The sequence below is a fragment of the Sphingomonas sp. AP28 genome (assembly GCF_056680455.1).
Genome location: NZ_JBWXQI010000003.1, coordinates 163,160 through 180,515 on the forward strand (window position 1 = coordinate 163,160; position 17,356 = coordinate 180,515).

21 protein-coding genes are annotated in these 17,356 nt (G+C 61.4%); 11 read left to right on the forward strand and 10 right to left on the reverse strand.

Features of this window, described 5'->3' with window-relative positions:
• Positions 1-18: 18 nt before the first annotated feature.
• The 4 genes from AC1MH0_RS21940 (at position 19) to AC1MH0_RS21955 (ending at position 3,221) form a co-directional block, all read left to right on the forward strand.
• Positions 19-438, forward strand: coding sequence for a response regulator (locus AC1MH0_RS21940; RefSeq protein ID WP_480966223.1), 420 nt, complete (start codon positions 19-21; stop codon positions 436-438).
• 97 nt (positions 439-535) lie between these two features.
• Positions 536-1,849: a type II restriction endonuclease gene (locus AC1MH0_RS21945; RefSeq protein WP_183937281.1), complete on the forward strand. Its 1,314-nt coding sequence runs from the start codon at positions 536-538 to the stop codon at positions 1,847-1,849.
• Positions 1,850-1,917: 68 nt separating this feature from the next.
• Positions 1,918-2,799 carry a DUF4396 domain-containing protein gene (locus AC1MH0_RS21950; protein WP_037527313.1) on the forward strand — a complete coding sequence of 294 codons (882 nt, stop codon included), beginning with the start codon at positions 1,918-1,920 and terminating at the stop codon, positions 2,797-2,799.
• A gap of 89 nt (positions 2,800-2,888) precedes the next feature.
• Positions 2,889-3,221 (forward strand): four-helix bundle copper-binding protein, encoded by a 333-nt coding sequence (locus AC1MH0_RS21955; RefSeq protein WP_480966224.1) that lies wholly within the window; start codon positions 2,889-2,891, stop codon positions 3,219-3,221.
• A gap of 46 nt (positions 3,222-3,267) precedes the next feature.
• Here the strand turns inward: AC1MH0_RS21955 and AC1MH0_RS21960 are convergent, their stop codons facing one another.
• From AC1MH0_RS21960 to fliE, 4 genes are all read right to left on the reverse strand, one after another.
• Positions 3,268-3,537: a flagellar biosynthetic protein FliQ gene (locus AC1MH0_RS21960; RefSeq protein ID WP_480966225.1), complete on the reverse strand. Its 270-nt coding sequence runs from the start codon at positions 3,535-3,537 to the stop codon at positions 3,268-3,270.
• A 43-nt stretch (positions 3,538-3,580) separates the two neighbouring features.
• Positions 3,581-4,507 carry a copper homeostasis membrane protein CopD gene (gene copD / locus AC1MH0_RS21965; protein WP_480966226.1) on the reverse strand — a complete coding sequence of 309 codons (927 nt, stop codon included), beginning with the start codon at positions 4,505-4,507 and terminating at the stop codon, positions 3,581-3,583.
• A gap of 4 nt (positions 4,508-4,511) precedes the next feature.
• Positions 4,512-4,880, reverse strand: coding sequence for a copper homeostasis periplasmic binding protein CopC (copC, locus tag AC1MH0_RS21970; RefSeq protein ID WP_037527181.1), 369 nt, complete (start codon positions 4,878-4,880; stop codon positions 4,512-4,514).
• 117 nt (positions 4,881-4,997) lie between these two features.
• Positions 4,998-5,441: a flagellar hook-basal body complex protein FliE gene (gene fliE, locus AC1MH0_RS21975; RefSeq protein ID WP_480966227.1), complete on the reverse strand. Its 444-nt coding sequence runs from the start codon at positions 5,439-5,441 to the stop codon at positions 4,998-5,000.
• 511 nt (positions 5,442-5,952) lie between these two features.
• Here fliE and AC1MH0_RS21980 point away from each other — a divergent pair.
• The 4 genes from AC1MH0_RS21980 to AC1MH0_RS21995 all read left to right on the forward strand — a co-directional run bounded on the left by AC1MH0_RS21980 (position 5,953) and on the right by AC1MH0_RS21995 (position 10,344).
• Complete coding sequence (locus AC1MH0_RS21980) at positions 5,953-6,393, forward strand: periplasmic heavy metal sensor (RefSeq protein ID WP_480966228.1); 441 nt, start codon at positions 5,953-5,955, stop codon at positions 6,391-6,393.
• Between the two features lie 9 nt (positions 6,394-6,402).
• Positions 6,403-6,978 (forward strand): RNA polymerase sigma factor, encoded by a 576-nt coding sequence (locus AC1MH0_RS21985; RefSeq protein ID WP_037527173.1) that lies wholly within the window; start codon positions 6,403-6,405, stop codon positions 6,976-6,978.
• A gap of 271 nt (positions 6,979-7,249) precedes the next feature.
• On the forward strand, positions 7,250-9,574 hold the full coding sequence (locus AC1MH0_RS21990) for a multicopper oxidase domain-containing protein (protein ID WP_183937217.1): 2,325 nt from the start codon (positions 7,250-7,252) through the stop codon (positions 9,572-9,574).
• Entirely contained in the window at positions 9,574-10,344 is a 771-nt protein-coding gene (locus AC1MH0_RS21995) for a copper resistance protein B (protein ID WP_480966229.1), read from the forward strand. The genes AC1MH0_RS21990 and AC1MH0_RS21995 overlap by 1 nt, the downstream gene beginning before the upstream one ends.
• Positions 10,345-10,651: 307 nt before the next feature.
• On the opposite strand, the gene AC1MH0_RS22000 is transcribed toward AC1MH0_RS21995, so the two are convergent.
• From AC1MH0_RS22000 to AC1MH0_RS22015, 4 genes are all read right to left on the reverse strand, one after another.
• Positions 10,652-11,122, reverse strand: coding sequence for a YybH family protein (locus tag AC1MH0_RS22000; protein ID WP_480966230.1), 471 nt, complete (start codon positions 11,120-11,122; stop codon positions 10,652-10,654).
• Positions 11,123-11,132: 10 nt separating this feature from the next.
• Entirely contained in the window at positions 11,133-11,822 is a 690-nt protein-coding gene (locus AC1MH0_RS22005; protein ID WP_306286113.1) for a DUF2231 domain-containing protein, read from the reverse strand.
• A gap of 78 nt (positions 11,823-11,900) precedes the next feature.
• Positions 11,901-12,668 (reverse strand): MauE/DoxX family redox-associated membrane protein, encoded by a 768-nt coding sequence (locus AC1MH0_RS22010; RefSeq protein ID WP_037527169.1) that lies wholly within the window; start codon positions 12,666-12,668, stop codon positions 11,901-11,903.
• A gap of 201 nt (positions 12,669-12,869) precedes the next feature.
• Positions 12,870-13,091 carry a hypothetical protein gene (locus tag AC1MH0_RS22015; protein ID WP_183937219.1) on the reverse strand — a complete coding sequence of 74 codons (222 nt, stop codon included), beginning with the start codon at positions 13,089-13,091 and terminating at the stop codon, positions 12,870-12,872.
• Positions 13,092-13,283: 192 nt separating this feature from the next.
• Between AC1MH0_RS22015 and AC1MH0_RS22020 the strand changes: the two genes are divergently transcribed.
• Complete coding sequence (locus AC1MH0_RS22020) at positions 13,284-13,661, forward strand: DUF305 domain-containing protein (RefSeq protein WP_037527165.1); 378 nt, start codon at positions 13,284-13,286, stop codon at positions 13,659-13,661.
• A gap of 191 nt (positions 13,662-13,852) precedes the next feature.
• A complete protein-coding gene (locus tag AC1MH0_RS22025; RefSeq protein ID WP_128081993.1) occupies positions 13,853-14,182 on the forward strand; it encodes a hypothetical protein in 330 nt (109 codons plus the stop codon).
• Positions 14,183-14,262: 80 nt separating this feature from the next.
• On the opposite strand, the gene AC1MH0_RS22030 is transcribed toward AC1MH0_RS22025, so the two are convergent.
• A complete protein-coding gene (locus tag AC1MH0_RS22030) occupies positions 14,263-15,159 on the reverse strand; it encodes an NAD(P)/FAD-dependent oxidoreductase (RefSeq protein WP_480966231.1) in 897 nt (298 codons plus the stop codon).
• Between the two features lie 207 nt (positions 15,160-15,366).
• On the opposite strand from AC1MH0_RS22030, the gene AC1MH0_RS22035 reads away from it, so the two are divergent.
• Positions 15,367-15,546 (forward strand): hypothetical protein, encoded by a 180-nt coding sequence (locus AC1MH0_RS22035; protein WP_183937220.1) that lies wholly within the window; start codon positions 15,367-15,369, stop codon positions 15,544-15,546.
• Between the two features lie 495 nt (positions 15,547-16,041).
• Here the strand turns inward: AC1MH0_RS22035 and AC1MH0_RS22040 are convergent, their stop codons facing one another.
• Complete coding sequence (locus tag AC1MH0_RS22040; RefSeq protein ID WP_037527161.1) at positions 16,042-17,325, reverse strand: glycoside hydrolase family 130 protein; 1,284 nt, start codon at positions 17,323-17,325, stop codon at positions 16,042-16,044.
• Positions 17,326-17,356 lie beyond the last annotated feature (31 nt).

A 17,356-nucleotide genomic window follows, 5' to 3' on the forward strand; every position in this document is an offset into this window, starting at 1 on the left:
TTCCAACAAGGAATTTGCATGCCCGCTCGGACCGCCCTGAACCCCAACGCCAGTGTCGGTGTCTCGCTCGTTAACGGTGATTCCGCGACCAGGCATGCCCGCCAGATTATGCTGCGATCCTTGGGTTACAACGTCCGATCCTATGCCACATGCGTCGCCCTTCTCACCGATCCCCGCCCGCGCGATCAACAATGCATCATCATCGACATCGATACCCCGAAGGTTGACGGAATTGATCTCCTGCGCGCGATGCGGGCAGGCGGCTGGCGAGGTAAGGGCATCCTGTTGGCCCGTATCCCCCCGGAGAGCGAGGTTGTGCGCGAGGCCGAGCGCCATGGTGATAAGGTATTGGACCACGCCATTGGCGATGGTCGGCTGATCGCGGCGATTGCCACTTCTACAGGAAGCGGGCTGGAGGAGTGGAGCGCCGGAGTGTGAACGCCCGGATCAGCTTTGCCCTTCCCGCGGAAAAAGATATCTACCCGTCGGACTAAAACCGCAGGTGACAGCGCAGCGGCGAGCGCACGGGGGAATAATGGCGGCTCAACTCAGCTTGCGGACCATTGATGAAGATCACGACGGCCTCGTTCGACGCCTCATTGCACGATGGCGCGATGATCCGAGCGCAACCTATCGGAGCTGGTTCCTTTGGAATGAGCGACTGAAGAACTTCCGCTCGATCCGGCGCGGCATAGGCCAGGTGGTGGCGGAGATCGAACGCGGTACGTTCGGTGTCGCCTACCGTGGATCGTCGCTCGAAACTGTCGTCCATTCCGTTGCCGAGCAGCGCCAAATCTTCAAAGGCGCCGATCACGCCTTCCTGTGGAAGCCCAAGCTCCGCATCCCCGATATTTACGAGAGCCCGGAAAACCAGCGCGCGTTCGGCCGATTGCTTGACGCCTGTTCATGTTGCGACACGGCCGAGGAGATCATCGGCCATATCCACACGATTGACCGCTTAAAGATCAAGGGCCTTGGGCCGGCGGTTGCGAACCTGCTCTACTTCCTTCACCCGACGCTGGTGCCGCCCTTCAACACTGCGATCGTGAAAGGCTACAATGCGCTGACCGGCGCGAACGTGAAGCTCGGGAACTGGGAGCATTTTCTGGCAATGAGGTCCGGTGTTCTCGACTTGAACGATCGGCACCGCGACCTGCTATCGAACGACCTGGGCGCGATCGGCGGGCTGCTGTTCGACATCGGCTCCGATCGCTACCCGGCCCCTCCCCTCGACGGCAGCGGCGCGGCGCTGGCGAGTTGGGGGGAAAGGCTTGAGGCGGCGCGCGAGGAAGCGCGTACGCTCAGCAAGGCGGCGTTACGCGAAGGCGAGAACGAGCGCACCCATACTGAAATCCAGGCATGGCTTCGTGATCTAGGATTGGCGCTTGGCTATGACGTGTGGATCGCATCGAACGATCGTAGCCGACCCTTCAACGGCGCGCCGTTGGGGCAAGGGTGCCTTGAGCGCTTGCCCACCTCGATCGCAACCTCCAAAGGGGCGGACTCCATCCGCCTGATCGACGTGCTGTGGCTTGAGCGGGGTGGCGATCATGTCGCAGCGGCGTTCGAGGTGGAGCACTCGACCTCAATCTATTCGGGGATCGTGCGGATGCTCGACCTTGCGCTCAGCGGTAGCGACCTTCACGCGACCGCGGGGCTGTTCCTCGTCGCACCCGACGCCCGCGAGGCGGACGTTCGCGCACAGCTGCAGCGGCCAGCGTTCAGTCGCGTCGCCGACCTCGACATATCCTACCTGCCCTACAGCGAGTTGGAGAAGAACCGCGAGGCCATAGCCCGGTTCGGATCGGGACTGAAAGCGATCAAGGCGGTGTCGAGCAAGCTCGCATGACATCCTCCGGCGAGGGTTAGGAACGGAAGCCGCGTATCCTCTTAGAGTGGAGGAGAGCTGCCGTGACGATGATGCCTTCCCCGGTCCCCTGGCTCGATACGGTGCTGGTCGTATGGTTCGCGCTGACTGCGCTTTCCGTCGCTTACGTCGCCTGGGATGCCTTCATGCACAACCCCGAGCTTAAGGTGATGAAATGGGGTTGGCTGTTGGTCACGCTCTATGGCGGACCGATCATGGCCGCAGCCTATGTCCTGTCCTGCCAGGAGCCGGCGACAGAGCGGCATGAAGACTTCATTCGGCCGCTTTGGAAACAGGCGTTCGGCTCGGCTATTCATTGCATGGCTGGGGACGCGACCGGCGTCATCGCCGCTGCGGCGATCACGACGGCGCTCGGTTTGCCGATGTGGCAGGACGTGATCGCGGAGTATGTGTTCGGCTTCGCGTTCGGGCTGCTTATCTTCCAGGCGCTGTTCATGCGCGACATGGCGGGCGGCTCCTATGCCCGAGCGCTCCGAATGTCGTTCATCCCCGAATGGCTGTCGATGAATGCCGTGATGGCCGGCATGATCCCGACGATGGTGGTGTTGATGAGTCGGGACATGGCCGCGATGCACGCCAGCTCGCTTCGCTTTTGGGGCGTCATGTCGCTGGCGACGCTCGTCGGCTTCGCCGTCGCCTATCCGATCAATCTATGGCTTGTCGGCGTCCGGTTGAAGCACGGCATGGGGACGGTGCGAGCACTTGGGCATGGCGGGCACGAGGTCGCGGCGGAGCCGCGATCGACGCCACCCATGCCCGGCATGGAACACGATACCATGCAGGGGATGAGCGACATGGCGATAGGTTCGCGCGCGACCAGGCCGCAGATCATCGCGATGACGGTGCTGACACTCGTCATGCTCGGCGCGGGGGTCATCATTGCGACGCTGTTCGGCCGCTGGGCCATGTAGCTTTGCCGCGATCGACGAAATTGCGGCAAGGGATGATCGCGCGGGGCGCGTATCTATGAGCAGGCGGGGGCTCACACGGAGATAGACCGATGCACCAGATCGACCCCGCCATGAAGGCGTGCATGGACGCCTGCCACGACTGCCATGTGACCTGTCTTCACATGGCGATGAACCATTGCCTCGAGATGGGCGGCCAGCACGCGGCGCCCGAACACATGAAGATCATGGCCGACTGCGCGCAGATTTGCGCGGTCACGATCGACTTCATGGCGCGCAAGTCCGCCCACCACCAGCATATCTGCCGCGAGTGCGCCGAGATCTGCCGCGCGTGCGCTACGAGCTGCGAGGCGCTCGACGGGATGGAAGATTGCGTTGCCGCGTGCCGCAAGTGCGCGGACGCTTGCGACAGAATGGCGGCCTAAGCGGCGCTCGCGCGGGCGGCCGAGCCGTCCGCGCACCCGCGCAGTGCTAACGCCCGATCCGGGCGATCACGTCAAAAAGCTCGACGGTAAATTCCGTCAGCAGCTCGATCGCCGCGCCTCCGAATATCAGCAGGCAAACCCCAAGAGCGATCAGCTTGGGCACGAAGCTTAGCGATTGTTCGCTGATCGAGGTAGCGGCCTGGATCATGCTGATGATCAAGCCGACGATCATCATGGGCACGAGCAGGACGACGCAGATGAGCCCTAGGACCGCCAGCATCCTGCCCGACTCGTCGAAGAGGATCGACTGATCCATCAGTGCGAAAGGCCGGGAGGCGCGAGGACCACCCGACCAATCATCACATCGCCGAGGAAGGTGGGGCGAGCGTCCCAAGCCACGCGACAAGCCCAAGGACGACGACGACACAGGCAGTTTCAGCTGCCAGGCTCCCCCGCAGCGCCCCGAGCGCGCCACGATGGTCGGCGCTGGCGACCGACCGCTCGAACGCTGGTGTCAGCCGAAAGCGATTGAGCGAGGCAAGGCCCAGCATGGCGAGGAACAGCGCCAGTTTGCCGAGCAAGAGTTGACCGTAGAGCGTCGTGGCAAGTGCTGCGACGTTGTCGATCCCGACCAACATCCATGCGTTGACCAGACCGGTAACTACGACCGTGGCGACCACAATCGTCCCGACCGTGCCGAAACCGTGCAGCGCTCGGTGCGTCAGGCCGAGATGCGCTGCATCTACCTGTGAAGCCGGACGTGCCACTAGCAAAAGCAGGCCGAGCAACGCGCCGACCCAGGCGCCTGAAGCGATGAGGTGAAGAACGTCGGCTGCTAAATGAACCCAGCCGCTCGCGCCCTCGTCCATTGCGCCGTGCCCGGTCCATGGTAGCGTTCCAAGGGCAATGCCTGAGGCAAGCATGACGACCGACAGCCACAGACTACGCTGAGCGGCGAACATCGCAGCAAACGCAGCCACAACGAGCGCAACCATCCGAAGCTTCCAGGCGGCACCGATAGCGGAACCCCTGAGCAGCCCGCCAATCGCTTCCTGGTCGAGCGGCCAGAGCGGCGTTCCAGCCATCGAAGAAGCCATGAGGACGAGCCAGCCGGTTGAAAGCAGCAGGCTCAAGATCGCACTGCCAACCAACCATAGGGGCAGCGCGAGCGCGTTGCTGCGCTCGCGTGCCCGTAGCCCATAAAGGCTGAATGCGGATAAACCGAACAGCGCCGCCATCGCAAAATAGAGCGCAAAGCGGACGCCGATCAGCGACCAATCAGACATCGGCTCACTTTACCGTAAAGGCGTAATTGCCAGCGACCTTGTGCGTGTCGGTCGAGACGATGTGCCAGTCGACGGTGTACCGCCCAGCGGCCAGCCGCCCCTTGGGCGTAACCACCAGCGTACGACCATCCGCCGCAAGCGCCGCAGTGCTCGGCATCTTCATTGCTGCCATTCCGGGCATCGCCGCCATCGTGAGGTCAGCTTTGGAGAACGCTGGCATCAGCTTCTCGCTGAACTGGAGTTTGATCTGTGCGGGCTTCGCTACGGTCGCATTGGCGGCCGGGCTGGCGGAGAGCAGCTTGGGATGGGCATTGGCTGCGCCTGCAAAAGCGACGAGTGCGGTAGCAGCGATCAGGAATGGTAGGCGACGCATGGAGGTCTCTTTCGTGTTGGTTGTCCTTCTCCTTCATACGCGGCTTCGTCGGCTACCCCTCAGATCGCTTCATCGCAGAGCGTCTCGCTCGAAAATTGGTCGTGAGATGCGATGGCATCAAATCGGCATGCTGATGATATCCTTGTAGGCAGAAAGCAGCTTGTTGCGCACTTGCAACGTCGCCTCGAAGCCGATCGAGGCTTCCTGGCGAGCGAGCATCACCTTGGCGATGTCGGTTTCCTCCCCCCGCTCATATGCTACCGTCAGAGCGCCGGCCCGCGCATTCACCGCATTCATTTTTTGCAACTGGGACTGGAATGTCGACGCGAAGCCGCCCTGCTGCGCCGTTCCGACCGGCGCCACTCCCCCGGGGCCATTGTCGTTCCGGATGGAGTTCGGATCCGCGACTTTCTGAAGCGCAGTGTTCATTGCGGCTTCAAAGGTTGGCTTGCCCGCGGCACCGGGACCGGTCAACGAGAGCGGGGTGCTCGCGACGTTGCGAAGCGCAGCGTTCTTTTCGAGAACCGCGCTGCGGATGGCCATGATGTTGTTGATCGACATGCTGCTCACGATCGCCTCTGTGGGTGGAGACAGATCGGGCACGGTAGCGACGCATAAATTAGAAATTGGTTAATAGCGGTTATTCTCAATTGAAAAATTATTAAAGGGTACATTTCCTCATTGGGTTCGGCCAGCAAGCGTCTCGCTCGTACGTCCCGCGGCTCGCTAGCACCGGCTGGGCACCATGAGGGGTTAGGGCTTCGCTCGCGTAACCTATGCTAGAGGGTGGAGTGAACGACATGGACGACCTCGACGCGATGTTGACCAGGCTGGCGCAGGCGCCCTTGCCGAGTAGCATTGACGGAATAGAAGCCAGGGTGCTCGCGCGTATCGCTGCGCGGCCTGTAGCGAGCGCCAGCATGGGGATGGGGGCGATAACGGTTGCTGCGGCGCTCGTGTTTGGCATTGTTGGCGCAGGCATTCCCGCACGCGAGGCTCGTGCAATGACACCCCTGTCACCCTTGGGACCGACGTCGCCACTTGCACCCTCGACCTTACTTGTCGGAACTCCATGAACGGGCGCGCCCGGCTGGCGGTAGGTGTGATTGCGTGCTTCATCGCCGCGATCAGCGGTGTGTTCGTCGGGCGAGCGCTGCTCCCTTCGCTGATTCAGCCCGGAAATGAACTGCATGAGGTGCTGCATCACAAACTGGCGCTAAACGCGAACCAGCAGGCCCGCGTCGAAGCGTTGGAGCAACGGTTCTCGGTGCAGCGGCGGGCCTTTGAGCTTGAACTGAGGGCCGATAATGCGCGGCTGGCCGAGGCGATCGAGACAGAGCATGGTAACGGCCCCCGCGTCGCCGCGGCGGTCGATCGGAGCCACGCCGCTATGGGCGAGTTACAAAAGGCGACGCTCGCCCACGTATTCGCCATGCGGCAGCTTCTCCGGTCCGACCAGACCGGCCAGTTCGACCAGGCGGTGGTCAAGGCGCTCACCGACGATCATCATTAAGCCTGGGCGGTGAGCCTCGACTGGAAAACGCTGTCCGAAGCGGAGCTTGCGACACTTTGTATTGCCGGCCGAGAGACAGCGTTCGCTGAAATCATGCGCCGAAACCGGCGGCCGGTGTTCCGGGTGATCCGCGCTTGTGTGGGTGACACGGACGAGGCGCTCGACCTGTTGCAGGAGACGTTCATCGCCGCGCACCAGGCAATGCACCGCTACGACGGTGAGCGATCAATGCGCACCTGGCTATCGACGATCGCGATCAATAAATGCCGTGACTGGGGACGGAAGCGAACTGTTCGGCGCTTTCTGTCATTGGCTACGCCGATCGGCGCCGAAGCGGAGGCCGTGGGGGACAATCAGGTGGCACCCGATGACGCGGTCGGCGATCGGCAGGAGTTGAATCGAGTAGCAAGGGCTATTGCCGCCTTGCCTATCACATTGAAGGAGCCCTTGGTGCTTCGCACAATCGAAGGGCTCAGTCAGGCCGAGACGGCCGCCATATTGTCGATCAGCGAGAAGGCGGTGGAGACCCGGCTATATCGCGCCCGCACAAAGCTCCTGGAGAGTTTGGGCGGGCGCACCAGGTGACGCGCTGCCAAGCTTGCCAAAGGGCAGCTCCATCGGGCAGCTAGCCCGCTTCGCCCGCGCAATTCAGGTTTCCGAAATTCGATTATCCGGTCACCTTCGCGCACCAGTGCGAAACGTGGATGAGGGGTCAGGCTGCGCCGCACGTAATAGAATGTGAAGCGCCCTTTGGGGTGCTCGCGTCGTTTATGCATGAGCCCGAACTGACCATTAAACTCAGCGACGGCAGGACTTTCTAACATACGGCAGGACTTTCTAACATAAAGGCATCGATATGCGTCGGACAGCTGTTTTCCTCCTGGCCACCACCATCCTTTTTGCCGGCACGGCAGAAGCGCGGACGTATGACCTCGTCCTCGACCGGCAGAAAGTTGAGGTCGAACCAGGTCGAAAAGATATGGCCATCACGGTCAATGGCGGAATTACGGCACCGGTGTTGCGGTTCACCGACGGTGAGACTGCGACTATTCGGGTCACCAACCACCTGAAGGAAACGACCTCGATCCACTGGCATGGCCTGCTGGTGCCAGGATCGAAGGACGGTGCGCCCGGGTTCAATGGCTTTGCCGGCATCAAGCCCGGCGAGACCTACACCTACACCTTCAATCTCCGGCAGACCGGGACCTATTGGTATCACGCGCACTCGGCGACCCAGGAGCAGGAAGGCCAATACGGGGCGTTCATCATCGATCCCAAAGCCGGCAGCGATATCGCGGTCAAAGCGGACCGCGATGAAGTCGTGCTGCTTTCAGAGCATACGCGCACCGCGCCGGAGCGGATATTGCGCAACCTGAAGGGTGATTCGGGATATTACAATTTCTCCAAGCGAACCACGCCCGAGCTGTTTCGCGATGTTGCGAAATTCGGCTTGAAGAAGACCTTGGCGGACCGTGCGGCCTGGAACAAGATGCGGATGGATCCGACCGATATCGCCGACGTTGGCAACTACACGCTGCTCGTGAACGGGCAGCCGAGCAGCCGCAAACCTTACCTTCCGTTCACGCCCGGTGAGAAGGTGCGGCTTCGGATCATCAACGGCTCGGCGATGAGCTTCATGGATGTTCGAATCCCCGGATTGACGATGACCGTCGTTGCGGCCGACGGTCGGGCCGTCGAGCCCGTCACGGTCGATGAGTTCCGCATTGGTGTTGCCGAGACGTACGACGTGATTGTCGAGCCCAAGGCAGGCCAGGCCTATCCGCTGTGGGTGGAGACGCTTGACCGCAGAGCGTCCGTGCTGGCGGCGATTGCGCCTCGGGAAGGGATGGCCGTGACGGCACCGGCGCCGCGTCCGCGCCAGGTCTTGTTGATGAGTGAGATGGGCAGCATGGGCATGTCGATGGGCGGCGATGGCAAGCCGATGGCAGGCATGGATCATTCCAGCGGCTCGATGCCCGGCATGGACATGAGCGGCGGGAAATCGATGGACATGGCTGGAATGAACCAATCTGGAGGCTCGATGCCGGGCATGAACATGAGCGGCAATGCGGGCGCTTCGGCGAAGTCTTCAGCCAGTTCGAAGGCAGGGTCGAGCCATTCCACCTCGGGCGCCATGGCCGGAATGGACATGGGCGATAGCAAGTCGATGGCTATGGCTGGAATGGACCACTCGGGCGGCTCGATGCAGGGCATGGACATGAGTAGTAAAGCTCCTGCGTCGTCAGACCACACGAAGATGCCAGGAATGGCTAGTGCATCGATGATGGCCAGCAACACCCCTGCGCGATCGGGGAGTGCGGTCCAGGCGACCTCATCCGGCAAGAAGGAGACGCCGTTCCCCCGCGTCGATTACGGCATGGGGTCCGATACGACGGCTGGCATGGACGGGATGGCGATGACCGATGGCGGCATGCCGGGGATGACCGGCAATAGTCAGGCAATGGCCGGCGTGGACATGGGCAGCGGCAAGATGGCCATGCCCATGCAGCATACCGGGATGGCCGGGATGGCCGGCGGTAGCGGGTCTATGGCTGGAATGGATATGAGCGGTGGCGGAGGCAGCATGGCTGGCATGGCGGGCATGTCGATGACATCGCTTGCCGACGAGGGCGACACTGACGGATCGGGGCGAGTCTTCGGCTGGGCCACAGGCGCTCCTTATGGAGCGCGCGTGCTTTCGGTAAAAGACTTGCGAGCACTGGCCCCGCAGCGTGACACCCGCGCACCGACCCGGACGATCGTCATCAAGGTGTCGGGCAACATGGAGCGCTATATCTGGACGCTTAACGGCGCCAAGTTCGGCGAGGCACCGCCGATGAAGGTTGCATTTGGTGAGCGGGTTCGCATTACCTTCGTCAACGAGACGATGATGGCGCATCCGATGCACCTGCACGGGATGTTCTTCCAGGTCGAAAACGGGCAGTCGGCAGATCGGCTGCCCGACAAGAACGTCGTGACGATCGCTCCCGGCAAAACGCAGTCGATCCTGCTTACCGCAGACGAAGCCGGGGAATGGCCGCTTCACTGCCACCTGCTCTACCATATGGAGAGCGGCATGATGCAGAAGCTTATCGTGGCGTCGGTCAGTCAGCCAAACGGGATGCCCACGCCTGCAATGCAGTCGATGCCTGGGATGGATCACGGGACGGGAACGAATTGATGTGGTTCATCATGGCTGCCGCAGCTGCGGCAGCGGCAAGCACGCCGGCCGCACCTCAGACCGTGGAGGTCCCGGCGGGTCCGCCTGCACCGCAGGAAAAAGACGTCATGGAACGCCAGATCGAGATGGGCGGAATGGGTCATGAGGAGCGGACCTTTACTTACAATCGCATCGAGGCGGACTATTCACGCCAGCGCGGCAAGAACGTCGGCAATTATGATGCCGAGGGCTGGGTCGGAGGCGACCGGGACAAGTTCTGGTACAAGAGCGAAGGGGAGAAGAATGGCCCGCGGACCGAGCAGCTGGAGTTTCAGGCGCTCTACAGCCGCAACGTCTTCACCTATTTCGATGTCCAGGGCGGCGTGCGCTACGACGTCAAGCCCGATAGCCGGGGGTATGCGGTCTTTGGTATACAGGGTCTGTCGCCGTACCGGCTCGAAACCCAGGTGCATGCTTTCGTCGGCTTCAAGGGCGACGTCAGCATCAGGTATAAGCAGAGTTTCGATCTGCTCATGACCAACCGACTGATCGTGGCACCCACGCTGGAGACCGACTTCTATCTGAACGACGCGCCTAGACGCCGGGTGAAGTCCGGATTTTCGGTCATCGAAACGGGCGTGCAGACGCGCTATGAATTCAGCCGCAAGTTCGCGCCCTACGTCGCGATCGTGTACGAGAGCAAGCTTGGCGGGACCGCCCGGTTAGCCCGGTTGGACGGCGAGAATGCGGGGGGCTGGGCGCTGAGAACAGGTATCCGTGCATGGTTCTGAGTCGCCCCCTCGCAGCGGTCATCAGCGCATTCATGAATTGCGGGGACATTGTGACATGAGAAGAACACGGGTTATCTCGGCCATGCTCTTGTTGCCTCTAGCTGTAGCGGCGTGTGGCACCAAAGATGAAACGCCGAGCATTTCTGAGGACCAGATGAACCATTATGCGGGTGTCCCCGAACACGATCACCCGACGAATGCTGCAACAAGCACGACTCCGGAGCCGACTACGCCGGAATCAGCAAAGAAGCGGTAGAGACCACGTCGTTGATCCCCAGCAAGCTTCGGGATCAACGACGCTGACCGCTCAGGCACATTTCGGCTTGCGACCGCTATTGTGCATGCTGACGATCTTCCAGCTGCTCCCTACGCGCCTCAAGACGCTGGTGGCGACGCCAAGACGTTCAGCAACAGCTCCGGTCTTCGGCTCGATCCTGAAGCGATAGCTTTCGGTCGCGAGCGCGACCGGACCTTCGAAGCGGACGCTGACCTTGTAGTCGGAGAAGTTGAACGACCTGAACGCCGCCAGCTCGGGCCCAAGATGATGGGCGAGATAGGTCGCATAGGTGCCCTCCGATCCGCCCGTTTCAAAAATCTGGGAGTCGGCCGCGAAGAGACGTTCTGTCCCGGTCGCGTCGAGCTTTTCGATCGCCGCTTTGTACTCAGACAGCACCGCTTCCACGGCCTTTGTGTCCGCCATGCGCGACGGAGACTGCGCAGCGACCGCAATCGGCACTACCAGCGACGTGGCCACAGCCACCCTCAGTCCAAGCATCATCTTTTTCCCCTTAGAACGCCAGATGGTTGAGGCCGCCATGCATGAAAGTGCCCCCCAGGAACCCCTGTACCGATATCGCCAGCGTCATCAAACCGAGCAGCCCCCAATATGCAGTGCGAGATCGATCGGGCGCTCTGCGGTGCGCTGTAGCCAGGTAGGCGAGGCCTATCCCGAATACCGCGATCGAGGTGCCAAGCCAGCGATGGGTCATCAGGATCGGATTGCGGTCCCATAGATAGAAGCCGCCAGCGAACCAGCCGAGGAACGCCGCCACGATAGCCCCCAGCGCCCCGACCACGAGCATGACGTGCGCAGCGCGCTGGTAGTCGCGATTTTGGCGCCATAGCCCGAACAGCTCGACCGCGAAGGCGCCGATGAACATCGCGATCGGGAAATGGATGACCATCGTATGGACGCGGCCAAGCCAGCTCACGAGGCGCTCGCCGAAGCTCTTGTTCTTGTTGGCGCCCTCGTCGTGCATGCCGCCCATCGCCATGTCGTCGCCGGCGATATTCGCGTTGAGGCTCGTCATCGAACCCATGGCCATGTGATCATCTGCCTTGGCAGGAGCCGCGCTATTGGCCGCCCCGGGACCTGCGCCCAGCGCGTCATGATCCTCATGCGCGAATGCGAGCGAGCCCGTCGACAGTGCTACAAAGCCCAGCACTATTATCGTAAACCGCTTTGCCGATCGCGTCATCGCATTACCTCGTCTTGAGTGATTTATTGCTCGTGGTGTTTTGGATTGTTGCCCATCGGCAGTGATCTGAACGAGGCTCTAACCCGTCATCTTCAGCATGCCCGGAGCAAGCGCCATCCACATCGCCATGGCCACCATCATCACGTTCTCGGTCAGCGAGATGAAGCCGAGGGGCACGTTGCTATCCCCGCCCACGCAGGCGCATTTCAACTCCCGTTTGTCGATATAGACCGCTTTGAACACCGAGGCCGCGCCAATGGCGCCAATGAACAAGGCGACGGGCACTGACAGCCAGGTCAGCGCACCGGCGATCATCAGCACGCCCGCGCCACCTTCTGCGAACGGGTAGATGTACGAATAGGGCACCCAGCGTTTGGCGAGCAGATCGTACCCGAGGAACATACTGGAAAAGCTCTCGATGTTCTGGAGCTTCAGCAGCGCTAGGACGCACATCGAAAAAGCAATGAACCATTCGCCCGCGCGGATCGTGAAAGGGGTGCCGAACACGGCGTAGCTCGTGGCGAGAGACATCAGCGCCGTCATCGCAAAGACCGCAATCACGGGGCGGTAGGAGACGGCTTTGGGGTCGCTGACTGTCTTGCCGAAAAAGCGGCGCAGATCGTCATAGCCGCCTATTCGCTCGCCAGAGATAAATGTCTGGGGGGTCGTTTTGACCCCATACTCCGCCTTGAAGGCATCGGTTTCTTCGCGGGTCGTAAGCCAATGATCCTCGACCGCGTAGCCCTCGCGCCGCAGCAGATTCTTTGCTTTAAGACCGTAAGGGCACGTGTGTTCCGCCATCACCATCCGGTAGATGGTTGCCTGCTTGGCGGGGCCGGTAGCCATGTGCTTCTCCGCTTCTTTTCTCCGCTTGCAACAGCACGAGCGAATTACCCTAGGTCATCAGTTGAACCGTCCAGGGCGCAAGCTCCTGCGGAACGCCTTTCCACGGTTGCCAAGAGCACATTCAAGGCCCCTGCCCATGCGTCACGGATGCGAGAGGGTTGCCAGGAACGCTCCCGACAACCCGCTGGCAGCTATCGACGTTTACTTGTGCTTGGCTGCCGCCTTGTGCCCACCCTTGTGATGAGCGGCCTTCTTCGGGGCGGCCTTCTTGCTCTTCATGTCCATTTTCGATCCGGGCGCCATCTTCATACCGGCCATCGAGCCGCCATTTGACTGCGCCGATGCGACGCTGATGCCGGCAGTGGCGATACCGATGGCAGCTGCGGTCTGAAGGAGCCTCACGGCGATTTTCATCTTGGTCATAACGTCTCCGATCGTGCCTAGGGCAGCGGCGGTGCAACCGTCGTGCCTACAAGATGATACGCGCCACGAGCCGTTTGCCCTCGGGGGCCAGAAGCATGACAATCGCAAGCAACCATTGCGGCCTAAACCGCTCCAGGTGAACCGGACTGCCGCTTGCTCGTTGAGGATCGAACCACAAAGAAAGGAACCAGCATGACCCGTCTTCTCGGTATGATGAGCATCGCCGCAGTGACCGTCGCCGCCACGCCGGCACTTGCCCAGCACTCGCAGATGGGCGGAATGGCGATGCCCGGGATGCAGGGCATGCAGGGCATGCAGAACATGGGGCCAGCGCAAAAAGAGCTTTCGGCCGCGATGGACCGCATGAACCAGGCGATGATGCAGGGAATGATGGACCCCGATCCCGCCAAGGCATGGATGAAGAGCATGGCCGCTCACCACCGCGGCGCGATCGAGATGTCACAGATTATCATGCGTCACACAAAGAACGCCGAGGTGTTGGCAGAGGCTCGGAAGACGGTCGATGACAATCAGCGGGCGCTCACCGAGCTGCAAGCGAAAATGCGCTGATACTCAGCTGTCCCAGCGGGCCGGTGAGGGGTAGCGACAACGCCACCTTTCACACGTGCGGCTCTGCGAGACAAGATGACAGTCTCGACACTGAAACTCTCGTGAATGGTCGCTGACAGATGCATTCAGAACTGCTTCAACCAGGACGATCTACCAAGACCTCACGTAATGGAACGATGAGGAGAATGGAAATGTTTGGCAAAATGTTTGCGGCTGCCGCACTGGTTGCATCTACAGCTGCTGTTCTAGCACCAAGTGCGGCGCTCGCCCGGGATCGCAACCACGGTGGTTGGCAGAATCAAGATCGTCATTCTCAGGGCGGGTATGGCAACCATGGGTACAACCGTGGCAATGGTGGCCATCGGTATAATCGTGGCGGTGGCCATGGTTACAATGCCGGCAACGGCTATTATAATAATGGCTACTACCCTCGCCAGCATGGCTATCAGCAGCAGCATGGGTATGATCGTGGGTATAACCAGCATTACCAAAGCGGCCACGACAACTATCGCGGCCATTGACGTGGGTTCGCATCCCGAGACTTGACCGGATCGGGGTGCGAGCGCCGCGACTAGCCCTTACAGTAAATATCTCAATAGGGTCACCTGTCCCCGCTACCGCGCAGCAAGTTGTGGATCGCGGTCGCTGCCTGCGCGGCTTGGCCCATTGCGACACTGATCTGATCGAGACTTTCGACAACATCGCCCGCCGCGAACAAACCGCTAACCGAGGTCTGCTGATGCGCGTCGGTGACAACGCAACCGCCTTCGCTAAGCTTCACCCCGATCTCTGCGACGAGTTGCGTGTGCGGTGAAGAGCCAAGCGCAGGATACAGGGTGTCGAACGAGAGCTGGCGTCCATCTGCCAGTCGAACCGCGAGTTGATCGCCATCGATCGATATTTGATCGACCGCTTCTTTGATTATTTCGACACCGAGCCCAACTAGCCGCGCCTCGTCCGGCCAGGAGAGTTCGGGCGAGCGTTGCGCCAGCAGCGTCACGCGTGCGCCGTAGGGGCGTAGGAACTCAGCCTCGGCAGCGCCATGATCGTCACAGCCGAGCACAGCGATATTGGTGCCCTTCGCCTCATAAGCATCGCACACTGGGCAGTAGCGGATCAGGCCGCGCGCCAATGCGTCGTCGTGCGTCTCCTGAGGCATCGAGGGCCGGTGATTTCGAACGCCGGTCGTCAGGATCACGGTACGGCCCTGCCAGCTTGTCGTGTCCGTCGCGACCGAGAACCCGTCCTCGACGATCGCCAGGCGAACCACCCTGCCCTGCTGGATTGTTGCGCCGTACGCCTGCGCCTGCCGTTTCATACGCGACAGCAGATCCGCACCACCAATCCCGTCTGGGAAGCCTGGCAGATTGTGTGACCGCGGGATCGAACTTGCGCGGCCCGCCCCCGCGTCGATCACAACACAGTTGCGTAGAAAACGCCCGAGATAGGTCGCGGCCGTCAGCCCGGCGGGGCCACCTCCGATGATGATGCAATCCACGTTGTTCTGCGACGTCGACCCGTCAGCTGCCGTGCTCATAAAGCCATTCCCCCAAGCCGGCTCTAGCGCGCGCTCTATTCACGTTTACGCGTGCACGGCGATCGTCCCTCACGTCGGGTGTCACGCAGGATCATTCCTGTTCCGCATACGCCCATTGGTCGTCATTTGAGCAAAGTTGGATGGTGGTTCTGCGGCCGAGCTTCCCGCATGAACAAGCCCGAACAGATCGGCGCTTCAATGGCCCCCGTGACCGCCGTGACCACCACCGCCGCCGTGACCGCCGCCACCGCCATGGCTGAATCCACCGCGATGGCCAAAGCCGCCGCCGTGTCCATAACCACCGCCGTGGAGTCCGAAGCCGATCCCAACCGAACCGTAAAAGGGTGACCCATAGCCCGGATAGCCATAGTAGGGGTCGTAATAGCCCCCGCCGCCCCGATAGCGACCGTTATACGCGAGATTTTGGGCCGGCACTGCAATCAGGCAAGATCGTACACCTTGCGTCTGGGCCGCTGGGACCGGCGCGGCTGGAGGCGCGTCCGGAGCTGACAAGGGCTGCGCTACGAAAGCTCCTGGTGTGTTACACGGCACCGCGAAATAGGCGATATTACGACTCGGAAGACCATACGTCGCGCAACCGCCAAGTGCCGCTGCGAGACCGGAAATTGCCGAAAGTTTCAAAATCTGCGGTGACATGTGGAGCCTCCATCGATTGAGCGTGGATCACGACTGTCGCCGAGGCTGCAAGGCGCATGCACGGCCTCAAACGCTGCTGCCGACCCCAGGCGCCGGCCGGACACACCGGCTGACCAGACGCGCCAGAGCCGCCAATATTAATAGATACGCATCTGGCGCGGAAATCCCTCAAAGCGCGCCGCCTGCTCACTCCATCACTGCGAGCAGATCGTCGACCGTCGTGGTCGCGAACGCGGTAAAGCTGTCCGCGACTGCATAGGGGAGCAGCAGATCGCGGCCGACAACGAGCGCGCCGCAACTGTAGACGACATTGGGGACATAGCCATCGCGCTGCTTGGGGCTGGGAGCCAGAACCGGGCGAGGTGTACGCGCCAGAAGCTTTGAGGGGTCGCCCTTGTCGAGCAGGCAGGCGCCGATGCAGTAGTTGCGGACCGTGCCAACCCCGTGCGTCAACAACAGCCATCCCTCGTCTACCTCGATCGGTGAGCCGCAATTGCCCATCTGGACAAACTCCCAGGGATAGCGCGGCTCGATCAGCTTGGCGCCGCCGCCCCAGCGGAGGATGTCGTCAGATCTCAGCAGCCAGATATTCTTGTTGTCCTGGCGGCCCAGCATCGTGAACAAGCCGTCGACCCGACGGGGAAAAAGCGCCATCCCTTTGCCCGTCGAGGCATCGCCGGTAAGCGCGCGCATCTCGAAGGTGCTGAAGTCGGTCGTGGTCAGCAGCTCCGATCGCGCCTCTGCGCCGCTGAACGCGGTATATGTCCCATGGTAAGCGACCGTGCCGTCACCTTCGTCAAAGCGGACCAGCCTGAGATCCTCGATACCCTGGCGTTGGCTAGGCAACACCGGAAACAGCACGGTTTCCGACAAAGTCTCGCTGCCGCCATAGCGGAGGCGGACCGCGTCGTCGGTATCGGCACGCTCGATGATCGGCTGCATCGACACCGAACTGGGATCATCCACGATCAACGCGCCGCCCGGTTTCCATCGCCCCGTGCGAAACGTTACCGAGGAAAGGTGGCCCTCGCCGATCCCGCGCAGCGACAGGATGATCCGAACCTCGCCATCGACAACGCCGCTTTGGTCGGGATGTAGGACGGCGCCGGGATTGAACAACGCTGCGCTCTCATAGGCATATTCCTGGCTGAAATAGGCTCCGATCAGTCGGCGTCGCGCGTCGTCGCAGCGATCGGCACCTTCGAAGTGATCCGCGACCTCGTCAAAACGCCGCCGCAGCATCGCGTCGACGTCGCGGTGGTTCTGGTCGAGTGACGCGGTGACGCCCTCCAGCTGACGGGTCAATTCCGCCTCGTCTAGCGATAGGATTAAGTCGACCGTCTCCTGAGTGCGTGTCGTGCCAGCGTCAAAGCCACGCGGATAGCCGGGCTCGAATGGCCTGACCAAGGTACGCGACGGATCGGGCCGTAGCGTGACATGAGGAAAACGGAGCTTCGCGCGCTGGATCATGTCAGGCTTTCTCGAATTGTGGCATGTGAAT